Raw genomic sequence first — 21,724 nt, 5'->3', positions numbered from 1 at the left:
GTTATAAATACAAGTTAAAAGATATAAAAATGTGACAGCGTTATTTAACTATCGTATAAAACTTTTTCTGAGCAAACGATTGCTTTTTAATTTCGCCGCATTACAATGCGTTTTTTGGTGGGGGAAATGAAGGCAATGAATACTGCAACGTCTGAAAAACAAACTACAGAAGCAACCATACAAACACAAAGTGAGCTTATCTATAAATTAGAAGACAAACCACCGCTACCACAGGCTCTGTTTGCCGCGGGGCAACACCTTCTCGCTATGTTTGTAGCTGTTATCACGCCAGCAATGTTAATTTGCCAAGCGCTTGGGCTACCAGCTCACGACACCCAACGTATTATTAGTATGTCCTTATTCGCTTCAGGGATTGCTTCTTTAATTCAAATTAGAGCATGGGGCCCAATTGGTTCAGGTTTACTTTCTATTCAAGGCACCAGTTTTAACTTTGTTGCACCTTTAATCATGGGCGGAGTCGCACTAAAGCAAGGTGGGGCAGATATTCCCTCAATGATGGCAGCACTATTTGGTACTTTACTCGTTGCCGCACTAACTGAAGTGATTCTTTCCCGCTTCTTACATTTAGCTCGCCGCGTCATCACACCGTTAGTGTCTGGTGTTGTGGTCATGATCATCGGGTTATCGTTAATTCAAGTTGGCCTAACATCCATCGGTGGTGGCTACGGTGCAATTAGCGACAATACCTTCGGTTCCCCCGATTATTTAATTTTAGCGGGAGTGGTACTCGCCGTTATTATTTTATTAAATCGCCAGAAAAACCCGTACTTACGTGTTGCTTCACTCGTCATTGCCATGGCTGTCGGCTATATTGTTGCTTGGTGGATGGACATGTTGCCAACTGCGCAACCAGCAGAAGCTAACCAAGCGATAATTACCGTACCAGAACCGTTTTATTATGGGTTATCATTTGATTGGAACCTACTCGTCCCACTTATTCTTATTTTTATGGTGACCTCTTTAGAAACGATTGGTGATATCACTGCGACTTCGGATGTATCAGAACAACCCGTTCGTGGTCCTTTGTATATGAAACGTATTAAAGGTGGGGTGCTCGCTAATGGTTTAAACTCAATGGTTTCTGCTGTATTTAATACCTTTCCGAACTCCTGCTTTGGGCAAAATAACGGGGTGATCCAGTTAACAGGGGTCGCTAGCCGCTACGTCGGTTATATCGTCGCCTTAATGCTCGTATTGCTAGGTTTATTCCCTGCTGTTGCAGGCTTTGTACAGCAAATCCCTGAACCTGTTCTGGGTGGCGCGACCATCGTGATGTTCGGCACTATCGCCGCGTCAGGTGTACGTATTGTGTCTAGAGAGCCATTAAATCGTCGAGCAATCATGATAATCGCCCTTTCACTTGCGGTAGGAATGGGGGTCTCACAGCAACCTCTGATCCTACAATTTGCGCCCGACTGGCTAAAAACCTTATTTTCTTCTGGAATTGCTGCCGGTGGTTTAACTGCAATTGTTCTGAATTTAGTCTTTCCCCTCGAAAAATAAGCTTTCATTTTAACCGTCAGAGTTGAATATTCTGGCGGTTCTTCTGTATGCTATCCTTAAACTGCCGCGATATTAAACAAGTCTCTATCTTGTTATCCACCCACATGATGAAGGAGTAGCAAGCCGTGAAATGGTTAATCAAATTTGTTACCTATGCACTTTTGCTACTATTACTTCTATTTATTTTTGCCTATATTGGCTTACAGACGCGTCTAGGAGCCTCCTATTCCAGCCAATTTTTAAGTCAATTTACCCGTTATGATATTAATGTCGGGGTCATGGGGCATGAGTTTTCCAACCCTGGGGAATTTATCTTTCAAGATGTTAAGTTATCTTCAGAAGACAAAAACCTCGCCTTGGATGCACGGCAAATTGTCGTCGATATCAACTGGCGTAATTTATTCAGTGGAAATGCTATTCGGCGTTTTGTTATTACACAAGGTGACTTGTCAGCTGCCATCACTCAAGGGGAAATGCCCTTACCTATCACTGCGGATATCTTGCAATTCGAGAACAGTAAAATTCTGCTAAAACAAGGTGATGATGATATTCAGGTTGATGGGTTCACTGGAGGAATAACACCTTGGCAACCAACAGTTAATTCCCCTTTTGGCTATGGTGATTTTCGTTTTACAGCCAACCAATTAAAAATGAATAAACTGTCGTTAAAAAATGTCGCAGTGACAGGGAAACGGCAAACGCAAGCCACTGAAATTAGCAAAGCAAGTGCCTACCTAAATAATGGCTATGTCTCAGGGGAAGGTAAACTATTTGCTGATGGTTCAATCACAATCGGTTCTCTCATCATGAATAAAGTGGGCTGGGAAAACAGTATTGATTTCGATACATTATTTACTGCGATTAAAAGTGATAGAACCATAAAAATCAAAAACCTTGAATTAGCCAATATTGATATTCAAGGTAAAGATTGGGCTCTTTCAGGGCTGAGTACTGAAATCGACCACCTTGACCTCGTTCGGGGAAGTTGGTCTAGCCCTAAAAGTAAAATCAGTTTCAATGTTGAGCAACTGGTTGTGAAAAACCAACAACTCAGCACACTGATTGGCGAATTAAATATTGATGGCGATGCCCTTAATATCGATAAGCTGTCTGGCTACTACAATAAAGGGGTATTCAACCTAAACGGCACTTGGCAACGTAATGACCAAGTACTGACCATCAATGAAGGCAAGCTAGCGGGTATTTTGTACACATTACCTGAAACATGGCTATCCTTCTTGGCAGAGCCAGCTCCTGCATGGTTATCTGGGTTATCCATCAAGAAATTTAGCTTATCTCAGTCTCTGTTAATGAATATCCAACCCGAGTTCCCTTTCGAGTTTACAGCGTTAAGTGCCAACATTGAAAACGTTGATTTGGTCAAACAAAAACAATGGGGAGTTTGGAGCGGTAAAGCGACGTTTAATGCAGATAGCGGCACAATTAACCAAGTTCTAGTTCGACGTCCATTCTTAGAAGTTCGTCAAAGTGGCAAATCTTCAGCCGCTGCAAGTTTAACGGTCAGTACTGATAAAGGTATCAGCAAAATCGGTTTGCTGGTTAAGCAAACGCCAAATAAAGTGCCATTCCTGTTACGTGCATCCGGTTCTAATATTGATTTAACTGATTTAAATCAGTGGGGCTGGTCTGGTTTCCCAGCACAGGTTATTGGTGATTTTGATGCGACTCTACAAGGCGATTTACTCGCACCGTCTCTCTCAAAAAGCCTAAACGGGGAGCTAATGGCCGTTCCGTTACAAGGTAAACGTATGTTCAGAACCGTTGTTAACGGGGTAGTGACTTCTTCAGTTGAAACCGAAGCAGAACAACCGCCAATGGAAGGAGCAATACTTCAAGAAGAGATCCCTGTACTAGGTACGCCGTAATAAACACAAAACTAAGGCAGGTAACGCTAATTATATAAATTACCTGCCTCTGTTATTTAATAATCAAAAATATACTTTATTTTGTTGTTTCAATGGGTAATACCATATAAGTCCCACTAAAAACAGCGCCCACTTGGTTATCAGTATTACTTACCTCGACCTTAAGTTTCACTCGGGCTCGGCTGCCACGAGCTAATCGGTCAAGGTCACCACTCATATTTGCTAAATCAGCAGTGGCGGTTGGCCTACCACTGACAGGCTTACCGTAGCGGATATTTGCATCCACTAACACAATCTCACCGCCTAACTGGTGTTCTTGCATCAATAACCAAATTAACCCCCAACCCGTTAATGTTGCTAACGAAAATTGGCTGCCTGCGAAAATAGTTTCATGGGGATTTTGATTGCCCGCTTCGGGCATGGTTGTTATAAAGCGAGTCCCAGTGTACTGCTCTATCCGTACTCCCATTTTCTCGCTCAATGGTATGTATTTATACCAAGCTTGTTGCAATTCACCGCACCAATCTGGACGGTGTAAAATTTGATCTAAGGTTTCAATCGGTTTAATCATCAAATAATGACGAACTGGTGTTTTTAACTGCCCTGCGACTATCCCGCGATTTGCAAACCCCATTTTATCGAAAAAAGGAACCGCTTCTTCACGCACACTGGATACAATCCGCTTCACCCCTTCTTGGCGTGCAACAGACTCAAGTGCCATGATAATCAGCTTCCCCAGCCCTTTACCTTGCATTACTGGGTTGACGGCTAAAAAACGGATCGCACCTTCGTTATCTGCATTAATATATAAGCGGCCGATCGCAAGAATACGGTTTTTATCATCAACAACCATTTGATGATGTGCAGTGGCATCATAGCCATCTTTCTCTGAACCTAGGGGTTGATTAAAAGGTTTTCTCAACATTTCCCAACGAAAATGGTAGTAAGTTGCAAACTCAAGTTCATCTTTCGGCGTACGTAGATGGTACATCGTTTCCCCCTTAAAAAGTTGATTCACACCTGTAGCCAGAAGGTGACCGGTCCATCATTTGTTAAATTGACTTGCATATCTGCAGCAAACTGGCCTGTTTGCGTATTAATGCCTTGTTGGCGGCTTTGCTCAACAAAGTATTGATACAAGCGGTCTGCACGCTCTGGCTCTGCCCCACCAGAAAAGCTGGGTCTCATACCCTTTTTGGTATCTGCGGCTAAAGTAAATTGCGAAACAACCAGTAAACTACCGCCAGCTTGTTGGACGTTTAAGTTCATTTTCCCTTGTTCGTCACTAAAAATACGGTAGCCCAACACCTTTTCACATAAACGCTTTGCCTTTTGCTCATCATCGTCTTTTTCGACACCAAGCAAAACCAGTAGACCTGAATCAATTTGCCCTACGGCGGTTTCATCAACAACGACACTCGCGTGAGTGACTCTCTGAATTAATGCAATCATGTTTACTCTATAACAAAAAGATGGAGCAACGTTTTACAGTTACTCCATTATAAAAACCAGTAAGTTACTTAACTTCGGCACTAAAATCGTAAGTCCGGAAATATTCGGGAATGGTGTCTTTACTGGTAACATGGATACTGCGAATGCCAAGTGCTTCCGCGGCTTTTACATTTTCCTCAACATCATCAAAGAAAATAGCATCTGCAGCATCAAATTCTTCAGATTGCAGAACATATTCATAAATTTCCGGGTCAGGCTTACGCATGCCTAAATCTTGGGATAGGTAAAGGAAATCAGAGCTAGCTGCAATTTCTGGGTAGTGTTCTGGCCAATAGTCTAAATGTAGGCGATTCGTATTTGATAAGACGACAACACGGTGCCCTTGTTCGCGCAAGCGCTCCATGATATCAATCACTTCAGCTCTTAACGAAATAAAAATAGCATGCCAGCCTTCAGCAAAATCTTCAAAGCTCAGTGTAATGCCCATTTCTTCACACAGAAGCTCTGCGAACTCGATATCTGAAATTTTGCCACATTCATGCAATTGAAAGATATTACCAAAAGAAAACCGCGATTTGATTTCTTCACTTGGTGTACCACTAAGCTCAGCCCATTTATCAAACACACGATTAAAGTCGATATCAATAATCACATTACCCATATCGAAGATATACAGCATAAATTTTCCTCATTGTTATTCACTAAATTTACTTTAATCATTATTCATGCAACTGAACAGCCCTAATTGGTGATATTTCACGTTATTTTGTCAAAATATTGGTGAACCACTGACTCAGGAAACCGCCTTACTTAACCATTCCTTTAATAGATAAATGCAAAAATATTATCTACCTACCTTATTCCCATCATCATTATTACGGCAATAAATACGAAATAATCGGGCTAGGTGTTCCCCTGCGGGTGTCAATGTGGCATCTCTTCGTTGAACCAAAGCAAAGGTGGCATAGGGTAATTGTTCTTTTAAATCTAAAGCGATATACCTTTGTTCGAATAACGGCTCGTCGATCGTATCCACAGAAACAATGGTTAGAAAATCGCTTTGAGCAACTAAACTTAAGCAGCCAATTAACGTTTCGCAAGTTACGCTAAAGACCATGGGACGCTCCATCAACGAAAAAACGTCAGCAAGTTGCTTATAATACGTCCCCTTGGGAGTTGGCATCGTCCAATCACAATCAACCAACTCACTCAAAGATTTCGCATGCCGTAAAGGATGGTCTTTACGCATAATCACCTTGTACTCTTTTTGCATCAGCCGCTCAAAATTAAATTCTGCGTCTAAACTGCCTGGGTAATATGTATTAATCGTAAAATCCAGCTCTCCTTGCCTTAGCTGAGTTAACATGGTTAGTAGCTGCCCTTCCATGATACGCAATTTAATATTGGGGAAATCGCGGTGAAATTGTGTGACGACTTTAGGCATCAAAGAACGAGCGATACTTCCTGCCACACCAATATTGACAGTCCCGCCAATCAAACCAATCCGTTGGGAGATTTCCTCTTGCCCAACCCTTAACTCTTCAAGAATTAAGCTCGCACGCCTTAAAAAACCCTCACCGCATTCTGTTAAGTAAATCCCTTGGTTGCTGCGAATAAATAACTTTGCCCCTAACGTACTTTCTAATTCACGAATCGATTTCGTTAGTGCCGGTTGGGAGAGTTGTAAAAAACGGCTAGCGGCTCGAATGCTGCCATGACGGCTTACCTCTACAAATGCCCTAAGCTGATTCAATTTTATTGCTGGAGCCATGTGTTTACCCCGATAACTTTTAGTTATATAGCGAAAGATAATTGTATCTTTTTTGCTCTGATTTGATTGTGTAAAGTCTAAAAACAAAGAAACAAATAATTAACATTTAGCCTTTTAAAATAATTTTTAAAGGTAAAAAATACATCAACATCTAAATAAATTTATTTTTAATTAATAAACAAAATTTTATCTCGCTAAATGTTAATAATTCGTAATCAAACATAACAGAATTTACTTTTTTTGTGATAACTAAAAGAGATAAAAAATGGATACTGACTTATATGCCACTATCAATCAGATGGCACAGCAGTTACAGACATGGCGCCGAGATTTTCACCAATATGCAGAGTCTGGTTGGTTAGAATTTCGTACTGCGACTCTAGTAGCAGAAGAGCTGCATCAGCTTGGCTACCAATTACAACTTGGCAAAGAAGTGATTAAAGCTGACGCTAGAATGGGGCTCCCTTCTCCTGCTGAATTAGAAAAACAAGAAAAAAGAGCAATTGAGCAAGGGGCTCTTACCCAATGGCTAGGGCATTTCTCTGGGGGGTTTACAGGAATTGTCGCGACATTAGATACCGAAAGACCCGGTCCAACTCTAGCCTTCCGAGTCGATATGGATGCCCTTGACCTAAACGAAGACCTTTCGTGCCAACACCGTCCTTACAATGAAGGGTTTGCCTCTTGTAACCCACACATGATGCATGCCTGTGGTCATGATGGCCATACCGCTATTGGATTAGGGCTTGCGCATGTTCTCAAACAATACGAATCCAAACTCTCCGGTCGTATTAAAATTATTTTCCAACCAGCGGAGGAAGGCACTCGCGGCGCGAAATCCATGATGGAGGCAGGTGTTGTCGATGATGTCGATTTTTTTGTTGCTATTCACCTTGGAACTGGAGTCCCACAAGGCGAGGTCGTTTGTGGCAGCAAAAACTTTTTAGCGACAACTAAATTTGATGTTACCTATCAAGGTGTTGCTGCTCATTCAGGTGCAAAACCTGAAGATGGTAAAAATGCATTACTGGCCGCAGCCCATGCGACTTTAGGCTTATATGGCATTCCACGCCATAGTGAAGGTAGTTCTCGAATAAATGTTGGGGTTTTACAAGCAGGGATTGGTCGAAATGTCATTCCAGACTCTGCGTTATTAAAAGTAGAAACTCGAGGTGAAACTAATGAAATTAATGAGTTTATCTATCAAAAAGCCCTAAATATCGTCGAGGGTGCAGCCAAGATGCAAGATGTTTCCGTTGATATTAAATTAATGGGCGCTGCACAAAGTAGCCATCCAAGTCCACAATGGGTTGATTTTATTTGCGATTTGGCTCAAGCCCACCTCCCTGAATTCACATCTGTGGTGAAAGACCGCTCCCAAGCCGCGGGCTCTGAAGATGCAACCTACTTTATGGAGCGCGTCAAACAACTCGGGGGACAAGCAACTTATATGATTTTTGGCACCCAGCTCAGCGCGGGTCACCACAATGAGCGCTTTGATTTCGATGAACAAGTGATGACGACCGCCGTTAAAACGCTGTCCACTATCGCCCTGCATTTACCTGAATTCGGAGCTCAAAATGGATAATACATTTACATCATTTATTAATGATTATATTGAAAAAAACCAACATCAATTCACTACATTAAGTGATGATATTTGGGATCATCCAGAAACACGTTTTGAAGAAACTTACTCATCGACTCTGCTCGCTGATGCGTTAGAAAAGGAAGGTTTTCACGTCGAAAGAGGCGTTGGTAATATCGAAACCGCTTTTATCGCAAGTTACGGTTCAGGCACTCCCGTTATTGCACTACTCGGGGAATTCGATGCCCTTGCAGGCCTGAGCCAACATTCGGCATGCAGTGAACCTAGCCCAGTTATTGAAAATGGAAATGGCCACGGCTGTGGTCACAATTTGTTAGGTACCGCTGCCTTATCCGCCGCTTATGCAGTCAAAGCATGGCTAAAAGAAAATAACTTATCGGGTACGGTACGTTTCTATGGCTGTCCGGGTGAAGAAGGCGGTTCAGGTAAAACCTTCATGGTGAGGGAAGGACTATTCAATGATGTTGATGCCGCAATTACTTGGCATCCAGAATCTTTTAGTGGCGTTTTCAACGTCAAGTCTCTTGCTAATATTCAAACGGCTTTTCGTTTTAAAGGTATTGCATCACATGCAGCAAACTCACCTCATCTTGGACGTAGTGCTTTAGATGCAGTAACGCTCATGAATGTCGGCGTTCAGTTTCTACGCGAACACATTATTCAAGAGGCACGCATTCATTATGCCGTCACCAATACGGGCGGTGCCTCTCCGAATGTCGTACAAGCAGATGCAGAGGTTCTTTACCTTGTGCGCGCTCCGCAGCTCGATGAAGCGCAAGATATTTACCAACGCGTTATTAAGATTGCTGAAGGCGCGGCCTTAATGACCGGCACTCAGTTAGAGGTGCGTTTTGACAAAGCATGTTCAAACTATGTACCGAATCGCACTCTAGAACATGCGATGTTTAATCATATTACGGAATTTGGCATCCCTGAATATACAGAACAAGAACGCCAATTCGCTGAACAAATCTATAGCACTCTGACTAAAGATGATTTGCGCAATGCCAAATTGAATGCAGCTCGTAGTGGCGGTGAAAAAGGGGTGCTTTGGTGTGAAAGGCAAGGTAATAAAGTACTCACTGACGAAGTGCTACCTTACGTTGAATCAAAAGAATTAATGTATGGCTCAACAGATGTAGGAGATGTCAGTTGGGTGACCCCTACTGCACAGTGTTTTAGCCCATGCTTCGCATTCGGTACCGCACTACATACATGGCAGTTAGTCGCTCAGGGGCGCACATCCATTGCTCATAAAGGAATGCTGCTCGCAGGAAAAATTATGGCATCCAGTGCACTTGAGTTGTTCTTAAAACCAGAATTATTAGCACAAGCTAAAGCTGAGTTTCATCAACAAAGACAAACCGCACCCTATCAATGCCCTATCCCTAAAGATGTAACGCCTTCAAAATTAAAGTAGTTCCTTATACTGGCGGGATTTATCCCGCTCAATAGTCATAACAATAACAATGAATACAGACACAAGGAAATTCTATGAGTGACACAACAACTCATCACAAAAGCCCCGGTGCGATTTTTCGCTGGATAGAGCGCGTGGGAAATAAAATACCTAACCCGTTTATTTTATTTGTTTATTTGATTGCGGTACTCATGATTGCTACTGCAATTTTGTCTTGGTTTGGTTTATCCGTTAAAAACCCAGCCAATGACGAAATGGTTAGCGTTAAAAATTTATTAAGCGTTGAGGGATTACAATGGATTTTGCCCAATATTGTTAAAAATTTTAGCAGTTTTGCCCCTCTTGGTGCCATTCTTGCACTTGTGATTGGTGCCGGTTTAGCCGAAAAAGTCGGTTTACTCCAAGCTCTGATGTATAAAATGGCTTCCGGCATTAATAAACGTTATGCCAGCTATATGGTGCTATTTATTGCTTTTTTTAGCCATATCTCTTCTGATGCTGCGCTGGTCGTCATGCCACCCTTAGGAGCGCTAATTTTTATTGCTGTAGGCCGTCATCCTGTTGCTGGCTTACTAGCTGCAATTGCAGGGGTCGCTTCAGGTTTTACTGCTAACTTATTGATTGTCACGACGGATGTTTTATTGTCAGGGATAAGTACAGAAGCGGCCATGATCATTGACCCAAGCCTTCATGTTAGTGTTATTGATAACTGGTATTTTATGGCTACGTCAGTGATTGTACTCACGATTGCGGGGGCACTACTTACTGATAAATTTATCGAACCTCGCCTGCCTATATGGGAAGGCACATCCCATGACCGAATCGAACAATTAACACCTATTCAAAACCGTGGATTATTGATGAGTGGGCTGTCTGCATTAGTTTTTATCGGTCTAGTGGCTTTACTTGTTGTGCCTGAAGGTGCCCCACTACGCGATCCAGTCACCAATACAGTGATCCCATCCCCTTTCATTAAAGGGATTGTTCCTGTCATTATTATTTTCTTTTTCGTGGTCTCCATTACCTATGGTGTATCAACAAAGCAAATCAAAAAGCCTAATGATATTCCTGATTTATTAGTTGACCCAATGAAAAGTATGGCAGGGTTTATTGTTATGGTTTTCCCCCTTTCACAATTCGTTGCTTTTTTTAACTGGAGTAACATGGGGAAATTTATGGCGATTGGGTTAACCGACTTACTGGAAGCCCTTGGTATGACCGGAGTACCTGCGTTTATTGGTTTGATGTTCCTATCCGCTTTCCTTTGTATGTTTATCGCAAGTGGTTCAGCTATCTGGTCGATCCTCGCCCCAATATTTGTTCCTATGTTTGTGCTACTAGGTTTTCACCCTGCATTTGCTCAGATTGTGTTTCGTATCGCAGATTCAGCGGTGCTACCACTTGCACCTATGTCACCTTTTCTTCCTCTCTTTTTAGGTTTTTTACAACGCTACTATAAAAATGCACAGCTCGGAACTTATTACACCTTAATATTACCGTATCCTATTGTCTTTTTTATAGTTTGGATGTTATTGCTTGTTGGCTGGTACTTTGCAGGACTGCCTATAGGGCCGGGTGTTTACCCACAACTCAACCCATAAAAAAGGCGCCTTTCGGCGCCTTCTTATTAACTAATTTAACTAAAAATTAGTCTTCTTTTGTACGGCTCGCGCGACGACGATCGTTTTCAGTCAGGTGACGCTTACGCAGACGAATAGACTGCGGAGTCACTTCAACTAATTCATCATCATCAATAAACTCAAGAGCTTGTTCCAGAGTCATTTTAATTGGTGGTGATAATGTTGTCGCTTCATCAGTACCTGACGCACGCATGTTAGTCAGTTTTTTACCCGTTAAGCAGTTAACTGTTAAGTCGTTAGAACGAGAGTGAATACCAATGATTTGGCCTTCATACACTTCTGCACCGTGACCTAAGAATAACTTACCACGATCTTGTAAGCTGTACAGTGCATAAGCAACTGCTTTACCTTGACCGTTAGAGATCAGAACACCGTTCTGACGACCACCGATTTCGCCTGGGCGAACATCGTCGTAATGGCTGAATGTAGAGTACAGTAAACCAGTACCTGAGGTCATCGTCATGAATTCTGTACGGAAACCAATCAAACCACGGCTTGGGATAATGTAGTCAAGACGCACACGGCCTTTACCATCTGGCATCATGTCACGTAGGTCACCTTTACGCTCACCTAACGCTTTCATCACATCGCCTTGGTTTTGCTCTTCAACGTCTAAAGTAACTTGTTCGAATGGCTCTTGTTTACGGCCATCGATTTCACGAATGATAACTTTCGGACGAGAAACGGCTAATTCGAAACCTTCACGACGCATATTTTCAATCAGAACAGATAAGTGAAGTTCACCACGACCAGAAACACGGAATGCATCTGGGTCTTGAGTTTCTTCAACACGTAGTGCCACGTTGTGCACCAGTTCTTTATTCAGGCGGTCAAGGATTTGACGTGAAGTCACAAATTTACCTTCTTTACCGCAGAATGGTGAGGTGTTAACACAATAGAACATGCTAACTGTTGGCTCATCAACGGCTAATGCAGGCAGAGCTTCAACGCTACCCACTTGGCAAATAGTGTCAGAAATATTCAGTTCACCTAAACCAGTTAGAGCAACGATATCGCCCGCATCGGCTTGCTGTGAGTCAATTCGCTCTAAACCTAAGTGTGTCAGAACTTTACCGATTTTACCGTTGCGAGTTTTGCCTTCACTATCGATAACAGTGACTTGTTGGTTTGGCTTCACAACACCACGTTTAATACGGCCAATACCGATTACGCCTAAGTAGCTGTTGTAATCTAATTGCGATACTTGCATCTGGAATGGACCATCGATGTCAACTGCTGGCGGCGCAACGTGCTCTACGATAGCTTCGTACAGTGGCGTCATGTCTTCAGCCATTTCAGTATGGTCAAGACCTGCAATACCGTTTAATGCAGATGCATAAACGATAGGGAAATCGAGTTGCTCATCCGTTGCACCTAAGTTCACGAATAAGTCGAATACTTGGTCTACAACCCAATCAGGGCGTGCACCTGGGCGGTCAACTTTGTTGATAACAACAATAGGACGTAAGCCGTGGTCGAACGCTTTTTGCGTTACGAAGCGAGTCTGTGGCATTGGGCCATCCATCGCATCAACAACCAGCAGAACGCAGTCAACCATAGACATAACGCGCTCAACCTCACCACCAAAGTCGGCGTGGCCTGGGGTGTCTACGATGTTAATGTGATAACCATTCCATTGGATAGCGGTATTTTTAGCAAGGATGGTAATACCACGCTCTTTCTCCAAGTCGTTGGAGTCCATAACACGCTCATCAACAGTTTCACGTTCACCGAACGTACCTGACTGCTGCAGTAATTTACCAACCAGTGTGGTCTTGCCATGGTCAACGTGAGCGATGATGGCGATGTTTCTTAAATTTTGAATTGACAAGGATTTTTACCGTTTAATTGACAGGAAAGGAATATGCTTTTTTAGCCGTTATTATCGACCAAAACATACTTTCTACGTTAATTTGCTGTTATTTTACACGTTTTTCCGCAGAAGTGGAATAAATGTGAAACCCATCACTGTATAAAAAGTTTTTAACGAAAAAACATTCAGTTGCATAACAGCGCCAAAATACCCAATAAAATAGTGAGTATCAGCACTAATAATTCACAAAGTAGCAGAATAATACGCTAAAAACTCAATATTAGCAGCCAAAAAAAAGAATATAAAATAGACTTTCTTTCTTAACTACCTTTTTTAATGTCTTTTTGTGTCATTTAGATATATCTAAATTGACTAATTAGATATATCTAAATATAGTGAAACGACAAAATAGATTCGATATATCTAAAGTTACAAACTAAGGAATAACTATATGCTAATTAAATCTTGTCGTCATGTATATTATGCACAGCATGACGAAAATCAGCATGACCACCACCATAACGGCTGTCATGGTAATCATCGTCATGAACACAAAGAATGTTGCCATGGTGAAGGGCGTCATAGTCAGGAACACAGTGAAGAACGCTGCCATGGTGAAGGCCGTCATAGTCACAGACACAGTGAAGAACGCTGCCACGGTGAAGGCCGTCATGGTCACGGACATGGTGAAAAATGCTGCCACGGTGAAGGCCGTCATGGTCACGGACATGGTGAAAAATGCTGCCACGGTGAAGGGCGTCATGGCCATGGACATGGCGGTGAGCGCCAAAGGGGTCGAGGAAGAGGCAAAGGTCTGCGTCGTCTATTTGACCATGGTGACCTTCATATTATGGTGCTTTCATTAGTTGCCAAAAAACCAAGTTATGGCTATGAGATAATTAAAGATATTCAAGAAGCCTCTAACGGCCTTTATGTGCCTAGCCCTGGTGTAATCTACCCAACTCTTACACTACTAGAAGAACAAGGCTTCTTGGAATCACAAATTGTTGAGCGGAACCGTAAAAGCTTTACTATCACGCCTGAAGGAGCATCGCATTTAGCTCAGAATAAAGACATAGAAGTGGTGATTGCCCGTAAACTGGCAAAAGCACGCGATATGCAACAAGGTGGTAATTTAGCGGAAGACATTGAAATGGCGGTCAGTCGTTTTAAAGCATTATTACGCCATAAAATGGTTTTAAAGCAGCTCAATGAAGAACAAACTCGCCAAATTGCATCCATCATCAATGATGCAGTAAAACAAATTGAAGAAGTGAATACGTTACTAACCAATAGTAACGATGAATAATGTAAGAGGCCCATATTCTTTGTTATATGGGCTTTCTTTATATATACGAGTTCTACTCTTCTCGCATCTCAGAATAAATAACATGAAATATTCTGTTTATAGTTTATACTATAAACAATTGAGTATTTGGAATGATAATAACATTTATGAATAATTCAAAAAAATCTTTTTTATTTCATCTATAGCAATTATAACGGGGCTATTGCTCATTAGTTGCAAAATTAAAAGCGATAACATTTTATCTTACTCTACAAATAATTCTTTTTTTCAATTAGATAAAGAATGTATCGAATCATATAAGGATGAATCAAAAAATAATGAACATATTGTTTTTATAACACTTAGCAATACAAATAATTGCCGACCTAAACTATATGATTTTCTAACCAAAAATAAAAATAAAAAAATGAATGTTTATTTTAATAACGTTCTTATTCAAAAAAACATTCATTTAGGAAACATCCATTCATTAGATGATGGTTTTTACCAAAATCTAAACAATCAATCTAATTTAAATTTATTTAAATCTTTGATGAATAAGTAAAGTTAGCATAAAGCCACTTTTATATTTAGTACCTAACTTCTATCGTCAGCCCTACTGAATGGCTCTTAAACCTAATCCGGTCTTGTCCTGCCCCATTATTTCCATTAATTCTATATGAGCTAGGCCCCATAGTACGAACGATTCTATCACCTGAATTGGTTACATATTGTATTTCAGCATCAAATGTTGATTGCAGACTTGATACTGCATCAAATGAAACAGTATAAGCGCTATTCCCTACGTGCGTATGAAGATTAACCCACGGTCCCCATGCTAATGGTGGAGCCCAACCTTGAGATCTTGCCATATATTTATACCCCTATTAACTATGTCGTCACTTTTCCACATAAATATTATGTAAAGTACAAAAATATATTTAGATTCAATACTCAATGTTGCTCAAATATATCCTTATTAATACTGGCATAAGCGAAGAACATAAAATATTATATTTATGATGAATGCATGACATAAATGATTCACATTTAAAAAAAACGCACCAAAACAGTGCAAACAACTAACAAAAAGCACCAATTTAGTGCATTTTATTCCATTTTATCATTTTCTCTCCCATCATTTCTTTGTAACAATCAGAATTTACTATAATTTAAAAAGTTGGCATGATTTTCGCTTGTATATTTACAGAGCGAATAACAGTGCCTCGTTTTACACGACTCACTACCGCTAGACAAAAAACAACAAGCGCATCATCTAGACGATTGTTGATTAGACCCGACCAGGAGAGCCGAGAATGTCCGCTGAACATGTTTTATCGTTAATAAAAGAGCAAAATGTTAGATTTATTGATCTGCGCTTTACCGATACTAAAGGTAAAGAGCAACACATCACTATCCCTGCTCACCAAGTTGACGAAGACTTCTTTGAAGAAGGCCAGATGTTTGATGGTTCATCTATCGGTGGATGGAAAGGGATTAATGAATCAGATATGGTATTGATGCCAGACCCATCAACCGCGGTTATCGACCCATTCTTTGCTGACATAACCTTAATTATCCGTTGCGATATTTTAGAACCAGGCACTATGCAAGGTTATGACAGGGACCCGCGTTCAATTTCAAAACGCGCTGAGGACTTTTTACGTTCTAGCGGTATCGCTGATATCGTTCTGTTTGGTCCAGAGCCTGAATTTTTCGTTTTTGATGATATCCGTTTTGGCAATAATATGCATGGTAGCTACTACCATATCGATGATATCGAAGCAGCGTGGAATACTGGCACAAAATACGAAGGCGGCAATAAAGGTCATCGCCCAGCAGTACAAGGCGGTTATTTCCCAGTTCCCCCCGTTGATTCATCACAAAACCTGCGCTCTGCAATGTGTACCACAATGGAAGAAATGGGCTTAGTGGTTGAAGCGCATCACCATGAAGTGGCAACAGCAGGTCAAAACGAAGTTGCTACCCGCTTTAATACTATGACCAAAAAAGCGGATGAAACCCAGATTTATAAATATGTTGTTCATAATGTTGCCCATGCATACGGTAAAACCGCAACCTTTATGCCAAAGCCACTCGTCGGTGATAACGGCTCAGGTATGCACTGCCATATGTCTTTGTCTAAAGACGGTGTTAACCTGTTTGCTGGTGACAAATACGGCGGTTTATCTGAGATGGCGCTGTATTACATTGGTGGGATTATCAAGCACGCACGTGCGCTGAACGCATTTACCAACCCAACAACCAACTCATACAAGCGTTTAGTTCCGGGCTTTGAAGCACCAGTCATGCTGGCTTACTCAGCGCGTAACCGTTCTGCATCTATCCGTATTCCGGTGGTTGCCAGCACTAAAGCACGTCGTATTGAAGTACGCTTCCCAGACCCTGCGGCTAACCCATACCTCGCGTTTGCTGCACAGTTAATGGCAGGCCTTGATGGCATTATCAATAAAATCCATCCAGGCGATGCAATGGATAAAAACTTATACGACTTACCACCTGAAGAAGCCAAAGAAATCCCAACAGTTTCAGGCTCTTTAGACGAAGCCTTGGCTGAGTTAGATAAAGACCGTGAATTCTTAACCCGTGGCGGTGTATTCACGAATGACGCCATTGACGCTTATATCGAATTAGTTCGCAGCGATATCCAGCGTGTCCGTATGGCACCACACCCTCTCGAATTTGAAATGTACTACAGTGTGTAACACGCCGTTCCACTGCTAGTCTTTGTTGCCGTGAAGCACTTGCCCCATCTTTTGATGGGGCCTTTTCTCTGTAAAATATTAGCGGAACAAAATCAAATATCGGTTGTTTGGTCTATCAGGTATAATGCACCAAAATAGTGCAGGAGCAACATTACATGAAAACCGAACATTTGCCAGCACCAGAACAACTTCTCGATTCACTAATTAATAGCGTGCTGATTTTGGATTACGACCTGGTTATCCACTATGCCAATCATGCTGCACTCCAGATTTTAACTCAAAGCCAGCGTAAGCTATATGGTACCCCTCTCCCTCTTCTCTTTAGTTATTGTTCACTCAATGATGAACTGATGTTGAGTAGTTTAAAGGAAGGGCATAGCTTTACAGAAAATGAAGTCACACTGGTGTTTAATAACCATTCCCATGTGATGTCTTTCAGTGCTCAGCCATTTTCTGAACAATTTATTTTAGTTGAGCTTTCTCAACTTGATAGTCAACGGCGTCTAAGCCAAGAATTAGCGCAAAATGCCCAACAACTTGCAGCCCGCGAGCTCATTCGCGGACTTGCCCATGAAATAAAAAACCCACTAGGCGGTTTGCGAGGTGCCGCGCAGTTATTATCTAAGGCACTGCCTGACCCTCAACTGAATGAATATACTCAAGTTATCATTGAGCAAGCTGACCGCTTAAGGGCACTTGTCGATAGGTTGCTTGGTCCGCAATATCCGGGTCCTAAAACCCAGCAAAGCATTCATCATATAATGGAAAATGTGACGCGTTTGCTATCCTTAGAAAAGCCGGATAACGTCACACTGGTTCGTGATTATGACCCAAGCTTACCTGAACTCGAATATTACCCTGATCAAATCGAGCAAGTACTACTAAATGTAGCACGCAATGCGCTGCAAGCTCTCGCGGTAACTGGGGGAAATATTACGCTACGGACACGCACCGCATTTCAGGTGATGTTACAAGGTGAACGCTATCGACTAACAGCGCGTATTGATATTGAAGATAATGGCCCAGGTATCCCATTAGCAATTCAAGACACTTTATTTTACCCAATGGTTAGTGGGCGACCTGATGGTACAGGGCTCGGTTTATCTATTGCTCGAAGCTTAGTCGACCAACACGCGGGTAAAATCGAATTTACCAGTTGGCCGGGGCATACCGAGTTTTCTATTTATCTACCAATCAAAAAATAGGAGATATCTATGGCACAGGGAAAAATTTGGGTTGTTGATGATGACAGTTCTATTCGCTGGGTATTAGAACGGGCACTTAGCAGTGCTGAATTTTCATGCACCTGTTTTGATAGCGCTGATGCTGTTCTCGCTGCCTTAGAGACCTCACTTCCTGACGTGTTGTTATCTGATATTCGTATGCCAGGCACAAATGGTATTGAATTACTAAATACTATTAAGCAATCTCATCCCTTACTGCCGATTATTATCATGACGGCGCATTCAGACCTTGATGCCGCGGTCAATGCTTACCAATCTGGGGCCTTTGATTATCTACCAAAGCCATTTGATATTGATGAAACAGTGGCACTGGTCGAACGGGCACTCAATCACAGCCGTGAACAAAATCACACTGATCGGGATACTAAACAGCAGGCTCCTATTGTGTCTTCAACCATGATTGGTGAAGCCCCTGCCATGCAGGAGGTTTATCGGATCATTGGTCGCTTATCTCGCTCATCCATCAGCGTGCTAATTAATGGTGAATCAGGAACAGGGAAAGAGTTAGTTGCTCACGCCTTACATCAGCATAGTCCTCGTGTTAATCAGCCATTTATTGCACTGAATATGGCTGCGATCCCGAAAGATTTAATTGAATCCGAACTATTTGGTCATGAAAAAGGGGCATTTACCGGTGCAACCCAAGTGCGCCAAGGCCGGTTTGAACAAGCCAATCATGGGTCATTATTTTTAGATGAAATTGGCGATATGCCCCTCGATGTGCAGACTCGATTACTACGCGTTCTCGCTGAAGGGCAATTTTACCGGATTGGTGGTTATACTCCTGTAAAAGTGGATGTGCGTATTATTGCAGCAACCCACCAAGATCTCGAAAAACGCGTCAAAGAAGGGCTTTTTCGTGAAGACTTATTTCACCGGTTGAATGTCATTCGAGTACAATTACCACCATTACGCGAGCGTACCGAAGATATCCCACGCCTTGCGCATTACTTCTTACAAAATACCGCTAAGGAGTTAGGTGTAGAGAGTAAAGTGCTACATGCTGATAGCGAAAAAATCCTCCAGCGCTATTATTGGTCGGGTAATGTCCGCCAATTAGAAAATGTTTGCCGCTGGCTCACAGTGATGGCCGCTAGCCAAGAAATTTTACCGCAAGACCTACCGGAAGATTTGCTGGAAGAGCGCCCGATACAAAATACTGAAGAAAATAACCTGAAGGCCAATGAATACGTAACTTTACCTACACATCAAGCCAACTCAGAAGCACAATGGTTTGAATTATTAGAAAAGTGGGCTAATAACGCGTTATCAGCAGGTAAAGACGATTTATTAGCACAAACAATCCCTATATTAGAGCGTACTATGCTAAGTTGCGCATTGACATATACCAAGGGCCATAAACAAGAAGCCGCCCGTTTATTAGGCTGGGGAAGGAATACTTTAACTCGAAAATTAAAAGAATTAGGGCTTGAGTAATTCATTATTTGTTTATGTAAGCCTAATTAAAACAAAAGCATATCATTAAAATAAGGTGGCGAAATAAAAGAATACATCTCCATCTTATTTATGATAATTAGCTTAACATTTAATTTTCTCTCTCAGCCATTGATAATAAAAACAATAAGCAATCACTTATATAGACCATTGAAATGCGATGGTTAATAAATGATATCCATAATAAAAACACCAAAACAAGCATATTTAGACCATCGTGATTTGATATTTATAATGATTTTTCATTTTTAGATAATATAAATGACAAACACTTCAAGTATACTCCATATGCTAACACCTGATAAACCTAAATAATCACCATATAAGAGATAAATTAAATTTATCCACCACTTTATAGGTAATCTTAGTTTTATATCGTTATTTAACTTTAGTAAAAAACCCAGTAAAAATGAAATTTACTTTAAGTAAGAACATAGAGTTAATTATTAACCAATAGTGTGTTAATTACTTATTATGATATTAATCATATTAAAATTTAATTATATTTCACCAAATATAACAAAACTTGTTTATTTTAAAAAATAGATTCAAAATACTCTTCAGTTGAGTAATTGATATTTTCAACCACTCAATGAAAAATAAATAAATTATATTCCGGAGAAAAACAGATGAAAAAGAATTTACTTGCATCATTAATTGCTGCATCCTCAATCTTTGCTATTAATAATGCATTAGCAGCGGATGGTACTATTGATTTTACTGGTGAAATTATTGACCAAGCCTGTGAATTAGCTGCTGGTTCTGATGCATTAAAAGTTAATTTAGGTAAAGTTTCAAAAACCGCATTACCAAGTGCAGGTAGTACTGCTGCCGCCACTAAATTTACCATTAAATTAATTAATTGCCCAACGACTGTAACAAGTGCTTCTGTTAAGTTTGATGCGGATTCTTATATCGGCGATGATGAAGTTATTAAATTAAAAGAAGAAACTGGTGTTGCAACTGGTGTCGGTATTCAAATTACTGATGATGCTAATAAAGTAGTCCCACTATTTACTGCCTCTAAAACATACCCATTAAAAGATGGTGTTGAAAATAATTTAGACTTCAGAGCACGTTATATTGCTAAATCTGACACTGTAACTCCTGGTCCTGCTAACGGCACAGCAACATTTACAATCAATTATAACTAAATAACAAATAAGGTTTAAAAGGAATTAAGACTTATATAATTATAATCAATGGTGGTATTATGAAATTCATTATCTATATTTTCATTTCTGTATTTACACTATTAAACACTGCATATGCAGGTGTCATTATTGGTGGAACTCGTGTTATTTACAATGAGGGAAACAAAGATGTCAGCATTAGTGTAGAAAACCCAGATAAGATCCCTTATTTAATTCAGTCTTGGATTGATAATATCGATGAAAAAAAACAATCTGATTTTTCTATAACACCACCATTATTTAGGTTGAATCCGGATAACACAAATGCACTTAGAATCTTTCTAACTGAGAATAAACTACCTAATGATAGAGAGTCATTATTCTGGCTGAATATAAAAACGATCCCTGCGACAGAAAGAACAGAAAATTCATTGCAAATTGCATTTAAAACACAAATGAAGCTGATCTATCGTCCAAAAAGCTTAAAGAATGTTGATTTTATTGAAGAACAAAAAAAATTAGTATGGTCTAAGTCAGGAAATAACATTATTGTTAAAAACCCAACTCCCTATTTTATGAACTTTCAAAGCATTAGCTTTAATGGAACTAAAGCAAATGATGTTTCTTATGTCGCACCATTTGCAAGTGCATCTTTTGACGTTAATAACCCTAGTTCTAATGGAATAATTAAATGGGAAGTTATTAATGACTATGGGTCTGCACCAGAAACACTCGAAAAGAAAATATAAACTTATAAAATGAG

At 40.8% G+C, this 21,724-nt stretch carries 17 protein-coding genes; 11 read left to right on the top strand and 6 right to left on the bottom strand.

Annotation, left to right across the window (positions count from 1 at the left end; translation table 11 throughout):
• The first annotated feature begins 135 nt into the window (after window positions 1-135).
• Together RB151_RS01530 and RB151_RS01525 are read left to right on the top strand one after the other, a co-directional pair.
• Window positions 136-1,524: a uracil-xanthine permease family protein gene (locus RB151_RS01530; protein WP_042847810.1), complete on the top strand. Its 1,389-nt coding sequence runs from the start codon at window positions 136-138 to the stop codon at window positions 1,522-1,524.
• Window positions 1,525-1,649: 125 nt separating this feature from the next.
• Window positions 1,650-3,410 carry an AsmA family protein gene (locus RB151_RS01525; RefSeq protein WP_071547617.1) on the top strand — a complete coding sequence of 587 codons (1,761 nt, stop codon included), beginning with the start codon at window positions 1,650-1,652 and terminating at the stop codon, window positions 3,408-3,410.
• Between the two features lie 76 nt (window positions 3,411-3,486).
• On the opposite strand, the gene fabY is transcribed toward RB151_RS01525, so the two are convergent.
• The 4 genes from fabY to RB151_RS01505 all read right to left on the bottom strand — a co-directional run bounded on the left by fabY (window position 3,487) and on the right by RB151_RS01505 (window position 6,633).
• The gene (gene fabY, locus RB151_RS01520) at window positions 3,487-4,401 is read right to left on the bottom strand and encodes a fatty acid biosynthesis protein FabY (protein ID WP_042847688.1); all 915 of its coding nucleotides are present in this window, start codon (window positions 4,399-4,401) and stop codon (window positions 3,487-3,489) included.
• A 23-nt stretch (window positions 4,402-4,424) separates the two neighbouring features.
• Window positions 4,425-4,862: a D-aminoacyl-tRNA deacylase gene (dtd, locus tag RB151_RS01515; protein WP_042847691.1), complete on the bottom strand. Its 438-nt coding sequence runs from the start codon at window positions 4,860-4,862 to the stop codon at window positions 4,425-4,427.
• A gap of 64 nt (window positions 4,863-4,926) precedes the next feature.
• Window positions 4,927-5,541 carry a glucose-1-phosphatase gene (gene yihX, locus RB151_RS01510; protein ID WP_042847693.1) on the bottom strand — a complete coding sequence of 205 codons (615 nt, stop codon included), beginning with the start codon at window positions 5,539-5,541 and terminating at the stop codon, window positions 4,927-4,929.
• A gap of 165 nt (window positions 5,542-5,706) precedes the next feature.
• The gene (locus tag RB151_RS01505; RefSeq protein WP_071547616.1) at window positions 5,707-6,633 is read right to left on the bottom strand and encodes a LysR family transcriptional regulator; all 927 of its coding nucleotides are present in this window, start codon (window positions 6,631-6,633) and stop codon (window positions 5,707-5,709) included.
• 265 nt (window positions 6,634-6,898) lie between these two features.
• Between RB151_RS01505 and RB151_RS01500 the strand changes: the two genes are divergently transcribed.
• From RB151_RS01500 to abgT, 3 genes are all read left to right on the top strand, one after another.
• A complete protein-coding gene (locus tag RB151_RS01500) occupies window positions 6,899-8,221 on the top strand; it encodes a M20 family metallo-hydrolase (protein ID WP_042847697.1) in 1,323 nt (440 codons plus the stop codon).
• Window positions 8,214-9,662: a M20 family metallopeptidase gene (locus tag RB151_RS01495; protein ID WP_042847700.1), complete on the top strand. Its 1,449-nt coding sequence runs from the start codon at window positions 8,214-8,216 to the stop codon at window positions 9,660-9,662. Before RB151_RS01500 ends, RB151_RS01495 begins: the two co-directional genes overlap by 8 nt.
• Window positions 9,663-9,736: 74 nt before the next feature.
• Window positions 9,737-11,263: a p-aminobenzoyl-glutamate transporter gene (abgT, locus tag RB151_RS01490; protein WP_071547615.1), complete on the top strand. Its 1,527-nt coding sequence runs from the start codon at window positions 9,737-9,739 to the stop codon at window positions 11,261-11,263.
• Between the two features lie 46 nt (window positions 11,264-11,309).
• On the opposite strand, the gene typA is transcribed toward abgT, so the two are convergent.
• On the bottom strand, window positions 11,310-13,133 hold the full coding sequence (typA, locus tag RB151_RS01485; protein WP_042847704.1) for a ribosome-dependent GTPase TypA: 1,824 nt from the start codon (window positions 13,131-13,133) through the stop codon (window positions 11,310-11,312).
• A gap of 433 nt (window positions 13,134-13,566) precedes the next feature.
• Between typA and RB151_RS23555 the strand changes: the two genes are divergently transcribed.
• Complete coding sequence (locus tag RB151_RS23555) at window positions 13,567-14,424, top strand: PadR family transcriptional regulator (protein WP_225833145.1); 858 nt, start codon at window positions 13,567-13,569, stop codon at window positions 14,422-14,424.
• 569 nt (window positions 14,425-14,993) lie between these two features.
• Here RB151_RS23555 and RB151_RS01465 read toward each other — a convergent pair.
• Window positions 14,994-15,275, bottom strand: a complete 282-nt coding sequence (locus tag RB151_RS01465) for a colicin Z C-terminal domain-related protein (RefSeq protein WP_042847711.1) — start codon at window positions 15,273-15,275, stop codon at window positions 14,994-14,996.
• A 444-nt stretch (window positions 15,276-15,719) separates the two neighbouring features.
• Here RB151_RS01465 and glnA point away from each other — a divergent pair, with 444 nt between their 5' ends.
• The 5 genes from glnA (at window position 15,720) to RB151_RS01440 (ending at window position 21,710) form a co-directional block, all read left to right on the top strand.
• Window positions 15,720-17,129: a glutamate--ammonia ligase gene (gene glnA, locus RB151_RS01460; RefSeq protein WP_042847713.1), complete on the top strand. Its 1,410-nt coding sequence runs from the start codon at window positions 15,720-15,722 to the stop codon at window positions 17,127-17,129.
• Between the two features lie 155 nt (window positions 17,130-17,284).
• On the top strand, window positions 17,285-18,334 hold the full coding sequence (glnL, locus tag RB151_RS01455; protein ID WP_042847714.1) for a nitrogen regulation protein NR(II): 1,050 nt from the start codon (window positions 17,285-17,287) through the stop codon (window positions 18,332-18,334).
• 9 nt (window positions 18,335-18,343) lie between these two features.
• Window positions 18,344-19,810, top strand: coding sequence for a nitrogen regulation protein NR(I) (glnG, locus tag RB151_RS01450; protein ID WP_042847715.1), 1,467 nt, complete (start codon window positions 18,344-18,346; stop codon window positions 19,808-19,810).
• Window positions 19,811-20,457: 647 nt separating this feature from the next.
• On the top strand, window positions 20,458-20,982 hold the full coding sequence (locus tag RB151_RS01445) for a fimbrial protein (protein ID WP_042847716.1): 525 nt from the start codon (window positions 20,458-20,460) through the stop codon (window positions 20,980-20,982).
• 59 nt (window positions 20,983-21,041) lie between these two features.
• The gene (locus RB151_RS01440; protein WP_071547613.1) at window positions 21,042-21,710 is read left to right on the top strand and encodes a fimbrial biogenesis chaperone; all 669 of its coding nucleotides are present in this window, start codon (window positions 21,042-21,044) and stop codon (window positions 21,708-21,710) included.
• Window positions 21,711-21,724: the final 14 nt, after the last annotated feature.

Source organism: Providencia rettgeri (assembly GCF_001874625.1).
In the GTDB taxonomy this organism is placed as follows: Bacteria; Pseudomonadota; Gammaproteobacteria; order Enterobacterales; family Enterobacteriaceae; genus Providencia; species Providencia huashanensis.
This window is presented reverse-complemented; position numbering and strand designations above follow the sequence as displayed.